This is a genomic window from Pacificimonas aurantium (assembly GCF_020092905.1).
GTDB classification, from domain to species: domain Bacteria; phylum Pseudomonadota; class Alphaproteobacteria; order Sphingomonadales; family Sphingomonadaceae; genus Pacificimonas; species Pacificimonas aurantium.
Map to the genome: position 1 here is coordinate 252,857 of NZ_JAGSGB010000001.1, position 16,916 is coordinate 269,772.

Sequence of the window (16,916 nt, forward strand, 5' to 3'; positions counted from 1 at the left end):
GACTAGATCATGGCAGTTGTAATGAGGCTTTCCCGGGGCGGCGCGAAGAAGCGGCCCTTCTACAAGATCGTCGTGGCCGACAAGCGCGCCCCGCGCGACGGCAAATATCTGGAGCGTCTGGGCAGCTACAACCCGCTCCTTCCGAAGGATCACGAGGACCGCGTGAAGCTCGACGCCGAGCGTGCCAAGCACTGGCTCGACCACGGCGCCGTGCCCTCGGACCGCGTGTCCCGCTTTCTCGACGCCGCCGGCCTGATGGAACGCAAGGCGCGCAACAACCCGAACAAGGCCGAGCCGGGCGACAAGGCGAAGGAACGCGCCGAAGAGAAGGCCGCCAAGGAAGCCGAGCGCAAGGAAGCCGAAGAGGCCGCGAAGGCCGAAGCCGAAGCGGCCCCCGCTGAGGAAGCACCCGCCGAGGAGGCATCCGCTGAAGAGGCTCCGGCAGAAGAGGCCGCTTCCGAGGAGGCGCCTGCCGCCGAAGCCGAAGCCGACGCCGACGCCGAAAAGACGGAATAAGCGCGTGCCGTTTGCCGCCCTGAACCTGCTTCAGGGCCGCGCATGAGCGGCGCAACCAACGACCCGCCCGTCACTCTGGCCGCCATTGCGGGCGCGCATGGGGTGACGGGCGAGGTGCGTCTGAAGCTCTTCGCCGAGAGCCTCGACAGCCTGAAGCGCCACGGCCGCTTCGACGCCGGCGGGCGTCCGCTGCGCCTGAAATCGCTCAAACAGTCGGGCAAGTGGATCGTCGCCCGTTTCGAGGGCGTCGGCGACCGCAACGCCGCCGAGGCGCTGCGCGGCACACCCCTCACCGTTCCCCGCTCCGCCCTCCCCGAACCCGGCGACGATGAAATCTACGTCGCCGACCTTGTGGGCCGCCCCGCCTTCTCCGCCGCCGGCGCAGAGCTGGGCCGCGTCGTGGCCGTCGAGAATTTCGGCGCCAGCGACATCTTGGAAATCGAACGTCCGGAGGGCGGCCGCTTCATGGTGCCCTTCACGGCGGAGGCCGTACCGCAGCTCGATCCCGATCTCCTCATCGCCGACGAATTCGTGGAGGGCCTTGGCTAAGCCGGCAGTCCCCTCTGCGCGCCCGATGAAACAAGCGCCCGTTCGCCCGTGTTGACCCGGGCATGATAACGAGAGCGCTTCCCCTCATTCTCCCCGCCCTTCTCATGTCCGCCTGTAGCGGCGGTAGCAGCGGGGGCGGCGACGCGCCCGCTCCCGACAACGGGGCCCAAGCTCCCTCTTCGCCACCCTCTTCACCTGCTGCCGGGACGCGCCCTGCCGGCGAGCCGCAGAATGTCGTCACGGTGGAAGGACGGATCGGCGAGGGGGTCGAATGCCCCGTCATCGAAACGCCGGACGGCCTTACCTACGCCCTCAGTCTGGCCGAAGCGGACGTCGGCCCCGGCGACTATGTGCAGGTGAACGGCGAACTCGCCGACGCCTCTTTCTGCATGCAGGGCGAGGGGACGATCATCCCCATCCGGATCGATCAGGTAGATCCCCCGGCCCGTGACCGCGATCCCGCTCGCAGCGGGGGCACGCGCATCACCACCTCCTATGTGGAGGGGCCCTGGGCTGCGAAGGGGGAAGGCGACTGCCGCAAACCCGATTTCGACATCACGACGAACGAAAATGGCGGCAGCATCATCGAGACCAGCGTCCGCGGTGTGCCGTCCACCGGCTATGTCGATGTGGGTCCGGACCCCTCCTTCAATTTCGACGCACCCGTCCCGCCGCTGCCCATCGAATCGCGGGGGCCCGACGGTCTCGCGGTCATGGCGCCGGACGGCGAAAGCATCGAGTTCGCGCAGTACACGCTTCGGGGTGACGGCATGGTGTTCGTGAAATGCCCCGGCTGATCTTCCAGCGCGCGGCGCTTCCGGCGCTGCTGCTCATGGCTGCCTGCAGCGAGGAGACCATCGAGGCGCCTGAAATGGAGCAGCCCGAGACGGCCGGCTTCGTCGGCATCTCCGAGCTCGGCGGCGAGGCACCGCTGGGTGCCTGGGCAACCGAGGGCGGCGATTGCACCGCGCCCGACTTCCGCATCTCCGACGATGGCGGTGAGCGTCCGGCCGTCGAGGCGGAGTTCAACGGTTGGGACCGCACCGGCCGCCTGCGCAGCGCGGACTCGGTCATTCGCTTCGTCGACCCGACCAAGAACCTGCCCATCGCGCTTGAAGACGGGGGCCTCAGGGTCTTCCCCCCGCCCGACGGCCTCGCCGTTCTCGGCAGCCGCAACCTGTTCGAAGAGGGCGTCCTGTTCCGCAAGTGCGCCGAAGCCGCCGACTGAGGCAAGGTGTCGGCAGGTTTTACAACCGGCCGCCCGGATGTGCGCATCCCCGCCTCAGCGCGCGCTCGGCCTCGGAATGGGCGCGCCGTTACGAGCTGTGCGGGCCCAGGCACGCGGCTGGCGACGGCCTCTGCAATGGGCTATGGCTGCGGCCATGGCCCGCGGCGCGCGCACTCTGGACACGGTCGGCTGGGCCGAGCTTGTGGCTCTTCCCGACCTCGACATTCCCTTCGTCCGCGCAAAGGTCGATACCGGCGCGCGCACCTCCGCACTTCATGCCATCCGCCTGCACCATTTCGAGAAGGACGGGCGCGAATGGGTACGCTTCACCGTCCCCGCCAGGAAGGGCCGCTCGAAGCACCGGGTGGAAGCGCCGCTCGCCGGCATCAAGAAGGTCAGGAGCTCGAACGGCGAAACGCAGAAACGCTTCGTCATCCGCACGCGTTTCGTCATTGGCGGGAAGCGGTTCCGCGCCGAAGTCACGCTCTCCAACCGCTCGCAAATGGGCTATGCGATGCTGGTGGGAAGGACGGCGCTCAAAAACCGGTTCCTGGTCGATGTATCGCACGCCTACATGCAGGGCGACACGCCGCCCGAAGGAAGCAAGTCATGAAACTGCTGATGCTGGCGCGCAATCCGCGCCTTTATTCCCACAAGCGGCTCGTCGAGGCTGCGGAGGCGCGCGGGCACACGCTCGACATCGTCAACACGCTGCGCGTCTACATGAACATCACCTCGCACCGGCCGCAGGCCTATTATGACGGCCAACCCTTGTCGGGTTATGACGCGGTCATTCCGCGCATCGGCGCGTCCATCACCCATTACGGCCTCGCCGTCCTGCGCCAGTTCGAGATGATGGGCGTCTGGCCGTTGAACGAAAGCGTCGCGATCGGTCGCAGCCGCGACAAGCTGCGCTCGCTGCAGATTCTCGCCCGCGCCGGCCTCGGCCTTCCCGTCACCGCCTTTGCCTATGATCCCAAACAGACTGACAAGGTGCTGGAAATCGCCGGCGGCGCCCCTGTGGTCATCAAGCTGCTCGAGGGGACGCAGGGCATCGGTGTCGTGCTGGGGGAAACGGAAAAGTCCGCCCGCTCCGTCATCGAGGCGTTCCGGGGCGCCAACGTCTCCGTGCTCGTGCAGGAGTTCATCAAGGAGGCGGGCGCGACCGACCTTCGCTGCTTCGTCGTCGGCGGAAAGGTCGTCGGCACCATGATGCGCACCGGCGCGGAGGGCGACTTCCGTTCCAACCTCCATCGCGGCGGCAGCGCCAAGACGGTGAAGATTACGCCGGTCGAGCGCGAGACCGCCGTGCGCGCCGCGCGCAAGATGGGGCTCAACGTCTGCGGCGTCGACATGCTGCGTTCGAACCACGGTCCGGTCATCATGGAGGTCAATTCCTCGCCCGGGCTCGAGGGGATTGAGAATGCCACCGGCAAGGACATCGCCGGCCAGATCATCGATTATATCGCGGCCAACGCGAAGGCGGGCGCGACCAAGACCAAGGGGTCGGGGTGATGTCGGCCTTGGTCCCAGACCAGAATGTCGTCGGGCGATCAGGGAACGTTCCCCGATAGACGGTCAGGATCGCGGCTGCGATCATCGTTTGGGGGAGGAGCCTTTGATGACCCCGAAACAGCTCGTTGAACTCTGGGTGGACCGTTTCAATGCCGCCGATGTGGAGGGTCTTGCCCAACTCTACCATGAAGACGCCGTGAATCATCAGGTGGTACAGGACCCTGCCCGCGGGCGCACGGCGATAGCCGGGATGTTCGCCCGCGAGATGGCCGCTGCAAAGATGGTTTGCCAGATAGAGGCTATTCACGAAGCGGGCGACGTCGCCATCCTCGAATGGAGCGATCCGCTCGGCCTGCGCGGCTGCGGCTTCTTCACCGTCAGGGACGGTCGGATACAGTTTCAGCGGGGTTATTTCGACCGGCTGACCTTCCTCAGACTGCACGGCCTTCCGGTCGAATAGGCCGTCGGCCCATGTCCGCGGTTGGCGCGGGGGTATATGCTACGCAGCGGCGGTCAGGCGGCGCGCGGGCCGAACTTCGGCGGCTGGGGCGGCGCCGGCATCCGCAAGGGTCTCGGTCGCCGCCAGCGGGTCCGTGCCGCTATCCTTCAGGGCGAAGACGCAGCGGTCCCGTCCCGCGGCCTTGGCGAGGTAGAGGCACTCGTCGGCGCGTTTCAGGATCGCCGCAAAGGGCTCGTCCGGCTCGGGCCAGGCGATGCCCAGGCTGGCGGTAACGCTGTGCTCTACCTCGGGCACCGCATCGCGAATGGTCCGCGGAAGACGCGCGCGCAGCCGTTCGGCCGTTCCGCGCACGTCCTCGCCGTAAAAGAACAGCGCGAACTCTTCTCCGCCCAGACGCGCGGCGAAGCAGCCCGGATGCCAGCTCATCGCGCGCGCGGCGGCGACGAGGACGTCGTCCCCGACATCATGGCCGTAGCCGTCGTTCACCCGCTTGAAATGGTCGAGGTCGAGGATCGCGACGGCGGTCAGGCTGGCGGCGCCCTGCGCATATTCCGCTTCCAGTCCGCGCCGGTTCGCAAGGCCTGTCAGCGGATCGGACAACGCCGCGCTGCGCATCGCGCTCGCTTCCGCAAGCCCCCGGTCGCGGTCGAGCTTCAGTGTCATGAAGCGATCCGAGACACCCATGGCGCCGACCACGATCTCCACGGTCAGCGCCGCGAAGATCAGCGGAATGAAGGCGAGAAAGGAGTCGCCGAGGACCAGGTCGTGATACAGGCTGATGGCGCAGACGGCGAAAACGCCCGTCCAGGCCGCCGCCTGATAGCGCGCCGCCCGGCTTCCCCGGCGTAGCGCGCCCCCCAGCGCCCAGACCAGCAGGCCCAGGATCAGGCAGAGGATCACGGTCCGAAACGCGAAATAGCCGGGAATATCCGGCACCAGCATGGCCGGGGTGGTCAGCAGCGTGGCGGGAAACGTCCAGCCGAGCAGCCGGTGGGTCCGCGGCCCGATGGTGCCGGGCTCGAGATAGCTGCGCAGGAAGGGGCCGGAGGCGGCGATGGCAAGGTCGAAGCCCAGGTTGAGGATGATCGCATGGACAAGTGTCCCTGCCGCGACGACCGGCGCCAGGTCGAGGGGGGCATGCCCCAGGACCAGCGTCACGATGCCGAGCGCGCGCAGGCTGTGCCACAGCAGGAACCGCTCTTTCAGCACATGATAGGAGCTGAGGTTATAGGCGATCGGAAACAGGGTTATGCCGATGAAGATACCGGTGACGACCGCCAGCCAGTCCAGCCGCGCGGTTTCCACCCGCACATGATCGCCGAAACTGACGGCCATCTGGGCGGCAGCGGGCGAGTCGGCGAGCAGCACGACCGCGACAACCGCCAGTGCCCCGCCGACGTCGCCTCCCGGCCCCGCTCTCCATGCCCCAATTAGACCCATGTTAGTTTTGTACGGCGCCAATCGGAAAGGAATGGTTACCTTGGATCTCTACGAAACGCGGGTGCCAGACAGGCCGCAGATCGTCGCCAAGGGCCCGGCCGCAGCGGACCTGTCGAGATTCTTGACAGAGTTTCGCGCGCGGCCTTCAAATAATGCTGATTCCTAGGCCGTTATACTCCCGGCACCCTTCTTGCATTGCACAGCTTTTGCGCATCTCGGCGCCTGTCTGCGGTCATGAATCGCGGTTTTTTGAAGGGTGGTCATGCTTAAACCTGTCCTTGCCTTTGCGGCGGCCCTCACCGCAGCCACGGCCCAGGCGGTCCCGATTACCTTTGACGAGGTGCCTGCCTCCACTCCGGGCGATTTCACGATTGGCGCGTATCGCTTCGACGTGGTCCTCGATGGGGTTCCCGGGCCGATCACCACCAGCCTGGGCAACAGTTCACCCGCGCTTGGGTTCTACGAATTCGATGGAGAGATCGGCCTGTACGTCACCATCACGCGTACTGACGGAGCCGGATTTTATTTCAGACAGGCGGACTTTCACAGCGACTTCCTCCAGCAGCCCGACGGGACCCGGTTCTACTATGTCGGCATGGAGGGTGGGTTCGACTCTTTGTCGCTCCCCGACAATACGGAAGGCGCGTTCATCCCGGTTCTGGGCAATGGAGAATTGCTTCGCGAACTGCGGCTCGAACTCTACGCGCCGGAAGCGCCCCAGTTCGACAATGGCCGCTCGGTCGTCCTCGTCGACAATCTGGTTCTCGAAAGCCCCGCCGACGTTCCGGCACCCGCCGCTCTGGGCCTCCTCGGCATCGGCGTCGCGGCCATGGGACTTCGCCGCCGCACCGATTGACCGCGGCGCCGCGCGCGGCATAGGCCGCAGGGCATGACCTTCGCCGCGACCGTCCTTACCCTCTATCCGGACATGTTCCCGGGGCCGCTCGGTCAGTCGATGGCAGGACGCGCGCTGGGTGACGGTCTCTGGTCGCTCGACACGGTGCAGATCCGCGACTTCGCCGAGGGCCGGCACCGCAATGTCGACGACACCCCCGCGGGCGGCGGCGCGGGCATGGTGATGCGCGCCGATGTCCTCGCCCGGGCCTGCGACCATGCACTCGCCGCGCGGCCGCAGGCACCGCTTCTCTACATGAGCCCGCGCGGCGCGCCGCTGACGCAGCACCGGGTGCGCACGCTCGCCGCGGGGCCCGGCGTCTCCCTTCTCTGCGGCCGGTTCGAGGGGGTGGACCAGCGCCTTCTGGACGCCCGCCCGATTGAAGAGGTGTCGGTCGGCGACTACATCCTGTCGGGCGGCGAGATGGCGGCGCTGGTGCTCCTCGACGCTTGCATTCGGCTCGTACCCGGCGTAATGGGCGCGGCCGCGAGTGGTGAGGACGAATCGTTCGAAAACGGGCTCCTCGAATACCCACAATATACCCGCCCTTCCGAATGGGAGGGCCGCACGGTCCCTGAAGTGCTGCGATCGGGGGATCATGCGCGCATTTCGGCATGGCGCCAGCGCCAGTCGGAAGAGCAGACACGGCTACGGAGGCCGGACCTTTGGGAGCGCCATACCGGCGCTCGGGCCCAGTCTCCCTCTGGTGCGCGGCGAGAGAAGCAAGAGGAGGACGAGGCATGAACCTCATCCAGCAGATCGAGGCGGAACAGGTAGAGAAGTTCGCCGCCACGAAGGACATTCCGGAATTCCGCGCCGGCGACACGGTCCGCGTGGGCGTACGCGTTGTCGAAGGCACGCGTGAGCGCATCCAGTATTTCGAGGGCGTCGTCATCGCCCGCTCCAACAAGGGCATCAGCTCCAACTTCACCGTCCGCAAGGTTTCCTTCGGTGAGGGTGTCGAGCGCGTCTTCCCGCTTTACGGCCCCAATGTTGCCTCGATCGAGTTGAAGCGCCGCGGTGTCGTGCGCCGTGCGAAGCTCTACTATCTGCGTGGCCGCTCGGGTAAGTCGGCGCGTATCGCCGAGCGCCGCTATACCGGCCCGACCGAGGCGACGCAGGGCAGCCCGGTGCCCGACGCCAGCGCCACCGAAGCCGAGAAGCAGGAAGCTGTCGAAGAGATCAAGTCCGAGGACTGATCCTGCGAACGACGCTGCCGTCACGGCATGAAACAGGGGCTCCGCCGCATCTAAGCGCCGGGGCCCTTTTCATGTTGCGGCGTGTGCGCGCCGCGTTCCTCGCCGTTTATCGACCGAATCCGTAGCCCGGTCGAACGCCAAGGCGCCGAAACTCGACACGGCCTGACGGCCCACCTAGGGCTGCGCGCCCCATTCCTGCCGCCCCCCGCCGGCCGTCACATTCCCGGAGACGTCGTTGCCCTCTTTCTCCCGCGCCCTTCTGCTCGCCACCTGCGCCGGCGGCCTCCTCGCGTCCTGCGCCGCCCCGGCGGAACGCGGCAGCGCCGCCACGGCGCACGCCGCAGCGCCGTCTCCCTTCACGCCATGTCCCGACGCCGCCGACGCACCCGCCCTCGCCGGGACCGAATGCGCGCGGATCGAGGTGCCGCTCGACCATGCCGCACCGCAAGACGGCACCCAAGACGGCGCCCAAGACGGCAGCGTCGAGCTGTTCGTACGGAAATTCCCGGCGGACGGGGCACCGCAGGGCGAGCTCTGGCTGGTCGCGGGCGGACCCGGCGAATCGGGCGCGTCCTTCTACCCCTTCCTCGACACGCTGCGCGCGGCGGCGCCCGGCTACGACCTTCTCATTCCCGACCATCGCGGCACCGGCTATTCCGCCCGGCTCTGCCCTGCGGAGGAAAGCGCGGACAGTCCCGGCGGCACCGCCCTCGTGGGCGCGGAATGGGGCAGCTGCTTCGGCGCGCTGAATGCCGACGCTGCCCGCACCCGCGCCTTTACCATCACCAATGCCGCACATGACCTGTCGCAGCTGATGGAGCGCCTCGGGTCGGGTGGAGAAACCTGGCTTTACGGCGTCTCCTACGGCACGCAGCTCGTGCTTCGCACCATGGCCATCGACCCGCCCGCCGGCGTCGACGGCGTCATCCTCGATTCGCTCGTCCCGCCGGAAGATACCGAACGCTACGATCTCAGCCGCCGCTCCGGGGTCGTGGACGCCGTCGGCCGCACCGTCCTCGCTGAGGAGCAGCAGGATGACCTTGCCGCGCTGGTCGAGGAGGCCGGGCCCGATGGCCCGCTGGGGCCGCGGCCGAAATATCTCCTGGGCGCTCTGCTCGACCTGCCCGAAACCCGCGCCATGCTGCCGCGGATCGTCGCCGGGCTAAAGGCAGGCGACACCCGCCCGCTCGGTGCCGCAACGGCGCGGCTGGAGGCGCTCGGCGCCCGCTTCGCACCCTATCCGCAGGCCCCTTCCTCGATCCCGCTCGTCAGCCTGATCAGCCGCGCGGAGAATAATGCGCGGCCGGGTCTCACCGCCGAACAGATCGCGGCGGAGGAGGAGGGCTATCTCTTCGCCAGCCCGCTGCCCGGCCAGCTGCTGCAGGGCGGCTTTCCCGCCTATCGGCGCGGCGAGCACTTCGCCCGGCCGCCCGCCAGCCTGCCGCCGACGCTCGTCCTTCACGGGACGCTCGACCCCAAAACGCCCTATGCCGGCGCGCGCGAACATATTTCGCGGTTCACGGAGGCCGGCGACACCCGCCTGCTCACGGTGGAGGGCGCGCCGCACTTCATCCTGATGACGGCGCCGGACTGCTTTCGCGCGGGCGTCGGTGCCGTCTTGCGCGGCGACTCGCCCCCGACGACCTGCTCCGTGGAGACCTCCGTCGACTGAGCCTGGCAGCGCCCGCAACCGCTCCCCGCTCGCCACCCTGCTCTCTGCACGGCTCTTTTTTGCTAGTGGGGCCGTCCCTCGACACCGATTCCACCCCTCTCTAGGCCTGTCTCGAGACCAGCGACCAGGCACGGACGGGGAGGAACGGAGCGATGGGCGACGGCATCTTCTCGACGCTCGGGGGGGGGGGTGGTGACACAGGCCGCCGGATGCAGCTTCACGCGGCTGACGCTCTCTTTGCATAGGTGAGCAGGAGAGTGCGCCGACCGCTTGTCATATCGGCCATCCGGCAACCCTCCCTCACCTGACGGCTTGGCGTATCAAGACAGGGCAGTAGCCAGCGGCAATGGGAAAGAGGAGCAGCGCATATGGGCGGCAATAGCGAAGAAACCTATGAAGAGATCGTACGCGGGCGAAAGTCCATTCGCGGCTTCCTCGACAAGCCGGTGCCGCAGGAGCTTCTGCAGGAGATCGTCGAGCTCGCCTGCCGCGCACCGTCGTCCTTCAACAACCAGTGCTGGCATTTCACGGTCGTTACCGGCGATCCGCTCGACGATATTCGGCAGGGCAATACCGAGGGCATCCTTGCCGGAAAGCCCGACAGCCGCGAATTTCGGAAGGGCGGCGAGATCGCCGAGGCGCACCGTCACCGCCAGATCGAGGTCGCCAAGCAGCTCTTCGGAGAGATGGAGATCGCCCGCGACGACAAGGAGGGGCGGCAGGACTGGGTCATGCGCGGGTTCCGCCAGTTCGATGCGCCCGTCAGCGTCGTCGTCAGCTACGACAAGGAGCTGGTCGGCTCAGACATCGCGCCGTTCGACTGCGGCGCGGTGACCAACGCACTGGTGAACGCGGCCTGGTCGCGCGGGCTTGGCTGCGTGATCAATTCGCAGGGTATCATGCAGTCGCCTGTGGTGCGCGAACATGCAGGCATTCCCGATGAGGAGGTGATCATGATCTGCGTCGCCATGGGCTTTCCGGACCCGGACTTTCCCGCGAACCGCGTCTATACCAACCGCAAGCCGCTCGAGGACACCGTTCGCTTCGTGGGCTTCTAGATAGCCCCGCCCGCCTCGATCGCGGCCGGCAAAGGCTCGGTACAGCGCGAGCGCCGCTCCGCGCTAGCCGGCGGCAAACCGGTCGGTGGCCGTCACCAGCTCGCTCAGGATCCCCGGCTCGTCATAGCTGTGCCCCGCGCCCTCGACGATCTTCAGGTCGCCCTTCGGCCACGCCGCCTTCAGGTCCCAGGCATTTTTCAGCGGGCACGGCATGTCGTAGCGCCCATGGACGATGACGCCGGGAATGTCGGCGATCTTCCGCGCCTCGGTCAGCAGCTGGCCCTCGCGCAGCCAGCCGCGATGGCGCATATAGTGGTGCTCGATGCGCGAGAAGGCGAGCGCGAAGTGCCCGCCGGAGAATGTCTCGGTCACGTCCGCATCGGGCAGCAGTTTCACCACCGTCCCTTCCCACAGCGCGAAGGCCTGCGCGGCGGCAAGCTGTGTCTCCTTGTCGTCGGACGTGAGGAGGTCGTGATAGACCTCCAGCGGGTCCTCGCCGCGCCGGTCTTGGGGGATCGGCGCCAGGAACTTCTCATAGGCGTCCGGAAACATCTTCGGCACACCGCTGCGGTAGAACCAGTCGATCTCTTCCTCGCGAAAGGTGAAGATGCCGCGCAGGACCAGCTCCGTGACACGCTCCGGATGCGCCTCGGCATAGGCGAGGCTGAGGGTCGAACCCCATGACCCGCCGAACACCTGCCAGCGCTCCACCCCCATCAGCGCGCGCAGCTTCTCGATGTCCGCCACCAGGTGCCAGGTCGTGTTCGCTTCGGTCGACGCGTGCGGCGTCGAGCGGCCGCAGCCGCGCTGGTCGAACAGCATGATGTCGTACTTGTCGGGGTTCCACTGGCGCCGGTGATCCTCGGATGCCGTGCCGCCCGGGCCGCTATGCAGGAAAACGGCGGGCTTCGCCCCTTTCGTGCCGCACCGCTCCCAATAGACGCTGTGGCCGTCGCCGACGTCGAGCATGCCGGTCTCATAGGGCTGGATGGGCGGATAGAGGGTGCGCAGGTCGGTCATCGCTTCCGCTTATCCGCCACGGCGCGCACCGCCAAGCGGTCGCTACACAGCCTTGCGGGCCGATTTTCCCCCTTCCGAAATAGGCAGAACTGGGCAACGCTTGGCGCCATGACCATGCTTCACAGGACCGCCGCGCCGCTGCCCGCCCCGACCGGACACCTCGCCTCCGCAGGCACACGGGCCCCTTCTGCGCACGCGCATGCAGGCGCGCACCCGCACATGCGTGCGTTCGAGTGTGACCTTTGTGACTTTCGGGTGGCGGGCCTGCGCCTGCCTTTCGGCGGGGTCGTGCGCGTTTCCGCTCTTTCGCTCCTGCTCGCTCTTCTCGCCGCGATGCTCGCAGCGGATCCCGCCACCGCGCAGGACGAGCTGACGCTGGAACGTCTTGTCGCCAGTCCCGCCCTCTCCGGCCCTATCCCGCGCCAGGTGAAGCTGTCGCCGGACGGGCGCATGGCGGCCCTGTTGAAACCGCGCGCCGACGAGCGCACCCGCTACGATCTGTGGGTGGTGAACACCGAGACGGGCGCGGAGCGCATGCTCGTCGACTCCAAGAAGCTCGGCAGCGGCGCGGCGCTGTCGGAGGAGGAGCGGATGCGCCGCGAGCGCGCGCGGATCGGCGACCTCACCGGGATCGTGTCCTATGACTGGGCGCCGGACGGCAGGACGGTGCTCGTGCCGCTCGACGGCGATCTCTACCTGGCGGGCCTGGACGGCACCACCGAGCGGCTGACCGACACGGAGGACACCGAGCTCGACGCGCAGGTATCGCCTGGCGGCCGCTACGTCTCCTTCGTCATAGACGGCGCGCTCCACGTCATCGACCGGCAGGACGGCGCCGCGCGGCAGGTCTCGCCTGATGGCAGCGACACCGTCTCCTGGGGCGTCGCGGAATTCGTCGCGCAGGAAGAAATGCGCCGCAATATCGGGCATTGGTGGGCGCCCGGCGAATCCCGCCTCGCCGTCGCGCGCGTCGACGAATCGCCGGTCGAGGTCGTTACCCGCACCGCCATCGGCGCGGAGGGGACGCGCGTCTACGACCAGCGCTATCCGGCGGCAGGGACGCCGAACGCCGTCGTCGATCTGTTCCTGATCGACCCGGACGGCGGAAACCGGATTGAGGTAGATCTCGGCCCCGACGACGACATCTACCTTGCGCGCGCCGACTGGGCGCCGGACGGCTCGGCGCTGTTCGTGCAGCGCCAGTCGCGCGACCAGCAGACGCTCGACCTGCTGCGCATCGACCCCGCAACCGGCGCCAGCGAGCGTCTCTTCACGGAGACGGCGGAGGACAGCTGGCTCAACCTCCACGACAACCTCACGCTGCTCGGTCCCGACGACCTGCTCTGGACGTCCGAGCGCAGCGGCTATTCGCACATCTACCGCTGGACAGGCGGCGCGTGGACGAAGTTGACCTCGGGCAGCTGGATGGTCGGCGAGATCGAGGCGTACGACCCGCAGGCGGACGCGCTGTACTTCACCGGCAATCTCGACACGCCGCTCGAAAACCATCTCTACCGGCTCGGTCCGCTGGCTGGCGGCGAGCCCGTCCGCCTGACCGAGGCGGGGGCGTGGCACGAGGTGGACATGGATTCGCAGGGCCACGGGGCGGTCGTGACGCGCTCCTCTCCCACGCAGCCGCCGCAGACCTTTCTCACCTCGGGCGACTTCACCCACCGCACCTGGATCGAACGCAATCCGCTCGACGCCTCCCACCCCTATGCGCCCTATCTCGGGGGCCATGTCGCGCCGCGCTTCGGCACGATCGAGGCGGCGGACGGTTCGGCACTTCTCTACAAGCTGCTGCTGCCCGACCTCGCCCCCGGTGAGCGCGCACCCGTCTTCGTGCAGGTCTATGGCGGACCGGGAGTCGGGCGCCAGGTGACGCGCAAATGGGATGGCCGCGACGGCCTCTTCCACCAGTGGCTCGTCGACCAGGGCTATGCCGTCTTCTCGGTGGACGGACGCGGTTCGCCCGACCGCGGCAAGGCGTTCGAGGACAATATCTTCCGCGCCATGGGAACGGCGGAGGTGGAAGACCAGCTGACCGCGCTCGACTGGCTGAAGCGGCAGGACTTCGCCGACCCCGAGCGGATCGGCGTCTATGGCTGGTCCTATGGCGGCTACATGACGCTGAAGCTGCTGGAGGCGGCTCCCGGCGCCTATGCCGCGGGGATTTCCGGTGCGCCGGTGACCGACTGGACGCTCTACGACACTCATTATACCGAGCGTTACCTCGGCGACCCCAATGCCGACCCCGCCGTCTACGAACGGGCCGGCGCGCTCGCCGATGCGGAGAGGATCGAGGATCCGCTCCTCCTCATCCACGGCATGGCCGACGACAATGTCGTCTTCGAAAACTCAACCGTTCTGATCGGCAGGCTGCAGCAGGCCGCCATCCCCTTCGACCTCATGGTCTATCCGGGCGCCACGCACCGCGTCGGCGGCGAGGGCCGGGAACTCCACCTCATGCGCACCGTCGCCCGCTTCTTCGCGCGCGAGGTGGCGGGGGAGGAGTAGCGACCCGCCCTATTCGGCGGCGATAGCGAAGACCTCGCCATCGGCTTGCCGCGCGGTCGGTGCGGCGGCTTTCGAGAGGGTGATGGTCCCGTCCTCGATCTCGCCGTCCAGCAACCACTTGCGGTCGTTCAGATAATCGTGCGGCTGCTGCCACGGGGCCTTGTCGGTCGACCGCGGAACGCGGTCCTCGGCGCGTTTGAAATAGCCCGACGAAAGGTTGGAGAAGGGCTGTTCGGTGAAATCGCCATGCGGAAAGTCGGGGGTGGCGACCGCCATTCCCTTCTCGTCCATCAGGTTGAGGAGGCGGGCGACATATTGCGCGGTGATATCGGCCTTCAGCGTCCAGCTGGCATTGGTATAGCCGAAGGTGGCGGCCAGGTTCGGAATGCCCGAGAACATCACGCCCTTATAGGGATAGGTCTCGCGCGGCCCGACCGTCTTGCCGTCGAGCGACAGCTCGGCGCCGCCGAACAGCTGCAGGTTGAGGCCGGTCGCCGTAACGACGATGTCGGCCTGCAGGAACTTGCCCGATTTCAGCCGGATACCGCCCGCTTCGAACGTCTCGATATGGTCGGTGACGATTTCCGCCGAGCCGTTGCTCAGCGCCTCGAACAGGTCGCCGTCCGGGACCAGGCACAGCCGCTCTTCCCAGGGATTGTAGCTGGGCGTCAGGTGGGTCTTCACGTCATAGTCGGCGGGCAGGTGCTTTCTCACCATCTCCAGCAGCTTCTCGCCAACCTTTTCGGGGCGCGAGCGGGCGCGGCGGAAGAAGAAGTCCTGCAGCCGCACATTCTTCCAGCGGATCAGCCTGTAGGCCCGCTCTTCGCCGAGCAGCTTGCGGAGGAGATTGCCCAGCCGGTCCTGCGCCGGACGCGACACCATCCATGTCGGCGAGCGCTGCAACATGACCGTCTGCGCCGCCTCTTTCGCAATCTCCGGCACCAGCGTCACGGCCGTGGCTCCGGACCCGATGATGACGACGCGCTTGTCCTTATAGTCCAGGTCTTCGGGCCAGTGCTGCGGATGCACGAACCGCCCCTCATAGCCATCCTCGCCGGGGAATTCCGGGCGGTAGCCCTGATTGTAATTATAATAGCCCGAATTCATGAACAGGAAGGCGCAGGAAATCTGCCGCTCCTCGCCCTCGTGCAGCATGGTCAACGTCCAGCGGGCCGTCTCGCTCGACCAGTCCGCACTGACGACCTTGTGGCCGAAGCGAATCCTGTCCCGCACGCCATGCTCGTCGGCCGTCTCGTTCACATAGTCGCGGATCGAGGGGCCGTCGGCGATAGCCTTCGCCTTCGTCCAGGGTTTGAAGACATAGCCCAGCGTATGCATGTCGCTGTCGGAACGGATGCCCGGATATCGGAACAGGTCCCAGGTCCCGCCGATCGCCTCGCGGGCTTCGACGATGACGAAGTCCTTCGACGGACAGTCGCGTTGCAGATGAACGGCCGCGCCGATGCCGCTGAGGCCGGCGCCGACGATGAGAACGTCGGTAGTTTCCATATCTCACCCCTCCCTAAGGGTCTGAGTGAGACTTAGGACCGGCCCGGCAGCTTCACAAGCTGGCGAGGCTGGCAGGACCGGGCGCCCCGGGAAGCGCGGGTCCGCCAGCCGCCCCTGCCCGTCAGTCGATGGCGCGCTGTTCGACGATGTTGAGGCCGTAGGCGCCAAGCCCGACGAGGCTCTGCTTCGAATTGGTTAGAAGCACCATGTCGTGCACCCCGAGGAGGGCGAGGATCTGCGCGCCGATGCCATAGTCGCGGATTTCCATCTCGCCGTCCCCGGACGGACGCCGCGGTTCCAGCGCCCGCATGCTGGTCTCGACCGTATAGCGGCCCGGCTTGTTGATCAGCACGACGGCGCCGGTGCCCGCTTCGGCGATCATTTCCATAGAGCGGCGCAGATGTCCGCTGCGCGGCGACATGTTGGCGAACGCGTCGTCGAACAGGTTGAAATGGTGCATCCGGATCAGCGGCAGAACACCTTCGGCGCCCGGGTCGCCCTTCACCAGCGCCAGCTTGTCGGTGTCGGAAACGGTATCCTTGAAGCGGATGGCGCGCCAGCGGCCGCCCCATTCGCTTTCGAAGCTTTCCTCGGCGACCTGGCGGACGAAACTGTCATGCCGGCGGCGATAGGCGATCAGATCGCGAATCGTGCCGATCTTCAGGCCGTGAAGCTGCGCGAAGGAGACTAGGTCGTCCATGCGCGCCATCGTGCCGTCGTCCTTCATGATCTCGCAGATCACACCCGCCGGGATCAGCCCGGCGAGGCGCGAGATGTCGACGGCAGCCTCGGTGTGGCCGGCGCGGACCAGCACACCGCCGTCGCGGGCCGCGAGCGGGAAGACATGGCCGGGGGAGCCGATCGAGTCGGGGCCGTTGCGCGGGTCGATCGCAACCGAGATGGTGCGCGCCCGGTCGTGCGCGCTGATCCCCGTCGTAATGCCTTCCTTCGCCTCGATGGAAACGGTGAAGGCAGTCTCCAGCGGTGTCTCGTTACGCGGCGTCATCGCCTTCAGGCCAAGTTCGTCCACCCGTTCGCGCGTCAGCGACAGGCAGATCAGCCCGCGGCCGTTCTTCGCCATGAAAGCGATCTTGTCGGGGGTGGCCATCTGCGCCGGAATGACGAGGTCGCCTTCATTCTCGCGGTCCTCGTCGTCGACGAGGATGAACATACGGCCGTTCCTGGCCTCCTCGATGATCTCGTCCACGCTCGAGAGGGCAGGATTCGCATGGCCCTTCGCGGCCGGCTTCACATCGGTCTGGATCGAGACGATCTTCGGATCGCGTTCGGTCATAAGAGTTCCTTTCGCGGCCCAGATACACATCGTCCCCGCCGACT

Annotated in this window: 16 protein-coding genes and 1 pseudogene; 13 read left to right on the forward strand and 4 right to left on the reverse strand. The window is 67.1% G+C overall.

Annotated features, from left to right (window positions below):
* Nucleotides 1–9 precede the first annotated feature (9 nt).
* The 7 genes from rpsP to KCN53_RS01270 all read left to right on the forward strand — a co-directional run bounded on the left by rpsP (nucleotide 10) and on the right by KCN53_RS01270 (nucleotide 4,268).
* Nucleotides 10–516, forward strand: coding sequence for a 30S ribosomal protein S16 (rpsP, locus tag KCN53_RS01240; RefSeq protein WP_088711822.1), 507 nt, complete (start codon nucleotides 10–12; stop codon nucleotides 514–516).
* A 42-nt stretch (nucleotides 517–558) separates the two neighbouring features.
* A complete protein-coding gene (rimM, locus tag KCN53_RS01245) occupies nucleotides 559–1,065 on the forward strand; it encodes a ribosome maturation factor RimM (RefSeq protein ID WP_088711821.1) in 507 nt (168 codons plus the stop codon).
* 62 nt (nucleotides 1,066–1,127) lie between these two features.
* A complete protein-coding gene (locus KCN53_RS01250) occupies nucleotides 1,128–1,862 on the forward strand; it encodes a DUF5818 domain-containing protein (RefSeq protein WP_088711820.1) in 735 nt (244 codons plus the stop codon).
* Entirely contained in the window at nucleotides 1,850–2,293 is a 444-nt protein-coding gene (locus KCN53_RS01255) for a hypothetical protein (protein WP_088711819.1), read from the forward strand. Before KCN53_RS01250 ends, KCN53_RS01255 begins: the two co-directional genes overlap by 13 nt.
* 142 nt (nucleotides 2,294–2,435) lie before the next feature.
* Nucleotides 2,436–2,906, forward strand: a complete 471-nt coding sequence (locus KCN53_RS01260) for an ATP-dependent zinc protease family protein (RefSeq protein ID WP_224199284.1) — start codon at nucleotides 2,436–2,438, stop codon at nucleotides 2,904–2,906.
* Nucleotides 2,903–3,808 carry a 30S ribosomal protein S6--L-glutamate ligase gene (gene rimK, locus KCN53_RS01265; protein ID WP_088711818.1) on the forward strand — a complete coding sequence of 302 codons (906 nt, stop codon included), beginning with the start codon at nucleotides 2,903–2,905 and terminating at the stop codon, nucleotides 3,806–3,808. Before KCN53_RS01260 ends, rimK begins: the two co-directional genes overlap by 4 nt.
* Nucleotides 3,809–3,914: 106 nt before the next feature.
* Nucleotides 3,915–4,268: a nuclear transport factor 2 family protein gene (locus KCN53_RS01270; protein WP_088711817.1), complete on the forward strand. Its 354-nt coding sequence runs from the start codon at nucleotides 3,915–3,917 to the stop codon at nucleotides 4,266–4,268.
* A gap of 39 nt (nucleotides 4,269–4,307) precedes the next feature.
* On the opposite strand, the gene KCN53_RS01275 is transcribed toward KCN53_RS01270, so the two are convergent.
* On the reverse strand, nucleotides 4,308–5,708 hold the full coding sequence (locus KCN53_RS01275; RefSeq protein WP_088711816.1) for a GGDEF domain-containing protein: 1,401 nt from the start codon (nucleotides 5,706–5,708) through the stop codon (nucleotides 4,308–4,310).
* A 262-nt stretch (nucleotides 5,709–5,970) separates the two neighbouring features.
* Between KCN53_RS01275 and KCN53_RS01280 the strand changes: the two genes are divergently transcribed.
* The 5 genes and pseudogenes from KCN53_RS01280 (at nucleotide 5,971) to KCN53_RS01300 (ending at nucleotide 10,532) form a co-directional block, all read left to right on the forward strand.
* Nucleotides 5,971–6,564, forward strand: coding sequence for a PEP-CTERM sorting domain-containing protein (locus KCN53_RS01280; protein WP_088711815.1), 594 nt, complete (start codon nucleotides 5,971–5,973; stop codon nucleotides 6,562–6,564).
* A gap of 33 nt (nucleotides 6,565–6,597) precedes the next feature.
* On the forward strand, nucleotides 6,598–7,347 hold the full coding sequence (gene trmD, locus KCN53_RS01285; RefSeq protein WP_088711814.1) for a tRNA (guanosine(37)-N1)-methyltransferase TrmD: 750 nt from the start codon (nucleotides 6,598–6,600) through the stop codon (nucleotides 7,345–7,347).
* Nucleotides 7,344–7,724: pseudogene (rplS, locus tag KCN53_RS01290) on the forward strand (50S ribosomal protein L19); the annotation flags it as partial. The gene trmD and the pseudogene rplS, both read left to right, overlap by 4 nt.
* Before the next feature lie 313 nt (nucleotides 7,725–8,037).
* Complete coding sequence (locus tag KCN53_RS01295; protein WP_088711812.1) at nucleotides 8,038–9,474, forward strand: alpha/beta fold hydrolase; 1,437 nt, start codon at nucleotides 8,038–8,040, stop codon at nucleotides 9,472–9,474.
* Nucleotides 9,475–9,842: 368 nt separating this feature from the next.
* Nucleotides 9,843–10,532, forward strand: a complete 690-nt coding sequence (locus KCN53_RS01300) for a nitroreductase (protein WP_088711811.1) — start codon at nucleotides 9,843–9,845, stop codon at nucleotides 10,530–10,532.
* A 63-nt stretch (nucleotides 10,533–10,595) separates the two neighbouring features.
* On the opposite strand, the gene pip is transcribed toward KCN53_RS01300, so the two are convergent.
* Nucleotides 10,596–11,552 (reverse strand): prolyl aminopeptidase, encoded by a 957-nt coding sequence (pip, locus tag KCN53_RS01305; RefSeq protein ID WP_172406187.1) that lies wholly within the window; start codon nucleotides 11,550–11,552, stop codon nucleotides 10,596–10,598.
* A gap of 333 nt (nucleotides 11,553–11,885) precedes the next feature.
* Here pip and KCN53_RS01310 point away from each other — a divergent pair, with 333 nt between their 5' ends.
* Nucleotides 11,886–14,069, forward strand: coding sequence for a S9 family peptidase (locus KCN53_RS01310; RefSeq protein WP_224199418.1), 2,184 nt, complete (start codon nucleotides 11,886–11,888; stop codon nucleotides 14,067–14,069).
* Nucleotides 14,070–14,078: 9 nt separating this feature from the next.
* Here KCN53_RS01310 and KCN53_RS01315 read toward each other — a convergent pair whose 3' ends face one another.
* Entirely contained in the window at nucleotides 14,079–15,578 is a 1,500-nt protein-coding gene (locus KCN53_RS01315) for a flavin-containing monooxygenase (protein WP_088711810.1), read from the reverse strand.
* 121 nt (nucleotides 15,579–15,699) lie between these two features.
* On the reverse strand, nucleotides 15,700–16,872 hold the full coding sequence (gene ribB / locus KCN53_RS01320) for a 3,4-dihydroxy-2-butanone-4-phosphate synthase (RefSeq protein ID WP_088711809.1): 1,173 nt from the start codon (nucleotides 16,870–16,872) through the stop codon (nucleotides 15,700–15,702).
* Between the last annotated feature and the right edge of the window lie 44 nt (nucleotides 16,873–16,916).

Excerpts from the sequence above, each read along its gene's own strand:
- rpsP (WP_088711822.1), top strand. The coding sequence starts at position 10 with ATGGCAGTTGTAATGAGGCTTTCCCGGGGCGGCGCGAAGAAGCGGCCC.
- rimM (WP_088711821.1), top strand. The coding sequence starts at position 559 with ATGAGCGGCGCAACCAACGACCCGCCCGTCACTCTGGCCGCCATTGCG.
- KCN53_RS01250 (WP_088711820.1), top strand. The coding sequence starts at position 1,128 with ATGATAACGAGAGCGCTTCCCCTCATTCTCCCCGCCCTTCTCATGTCC.
- KCN53_RS01255 (WP_088711819.1), top strand. The coding sequence starts at position 1,850 with ATGCCCCGGCTGATCTTCCAGCGCGCGGCGCTTCCGGCGCTGCTGCTC.
- KCN53_RS01260 (WP_224199284.1), top strand. The coding sequence starts at position 2,436 with ATGGCTGCGGCCATGGCCCGCGGCGCGCGCACTCTGGACACGGTCGGC.
- rimK (WP_088711818.1), top strand. The coding sequence starts at position 2,903 with ATGAAACTGCTGATGCTGGCGCGCAATCCGCGCCTTTATTCCCACAAG.
- KCN53_RS01270 (WP_088711817.1), top strand. The coding sequence starts at position 3,915 with ATGACCCCGAAACAGCTCGTTGAACTCTGGGTGGACCGTTTCAATGCC.
- KCN53_RS01275 (WP_088711816.1), bottom strand. The coding sequence starts at position 5,708 with ATGGGTCTAATTGGGGCATGGAGAGCGGGGCCGGGAGGCGACGTCGGC.
- KCN53_RS01280 (WP_088711815.1), top strand. The coding sequence starts at position 5,971 with ATGCTTAAACCTGTCCTTGCCTTTGCGGCGGCCCTCACCGCAGCCACG.
- trmD (WP_088711814.1), top strand. The coding sequence starts at position 6,598 with ATGACCTTCGCCGCGACCGTCCTTACCCTCTATCCGGACATGTTCCCG.
- KCN53_RS01300 (WP_088711811.1), top strand. The coding sequence starts at position 9,843 with ATGGGCGGCAATAGCGAAGAAACCTATGAAGAGATCGTACGCGGGCGA.
- pip (WP_172406187.1), bottom strand. The coding sequence starts at position 11,552 with ATGACCGACCTGCGCACCCTCTATCCGCCCATCCAGCCCTATGAGACC.
- KCN53_RS01310 (WP_224199418.1), top strand. The coding sequence starts at position 11,886 with ATGCTCGCAGCGGATCCCGCCACCGCGCAGGACGAGCTGACGCTGGAA.
- KCN53_RS01315 (WP_088711810.1), bottom strand. The coding sequence starts at position 15,578 with ATGGAAACTACCGACGTTCTCATCGTCGGCGCCGGCCTCAGCGGCATC.
- ribB (WP_088711809.1), bottom strand. The coding sequence starts at position 16,872 with ATGACCGAACGCGATCCGAAGATCGTCTCGATCCAGACCGATGTGAAG.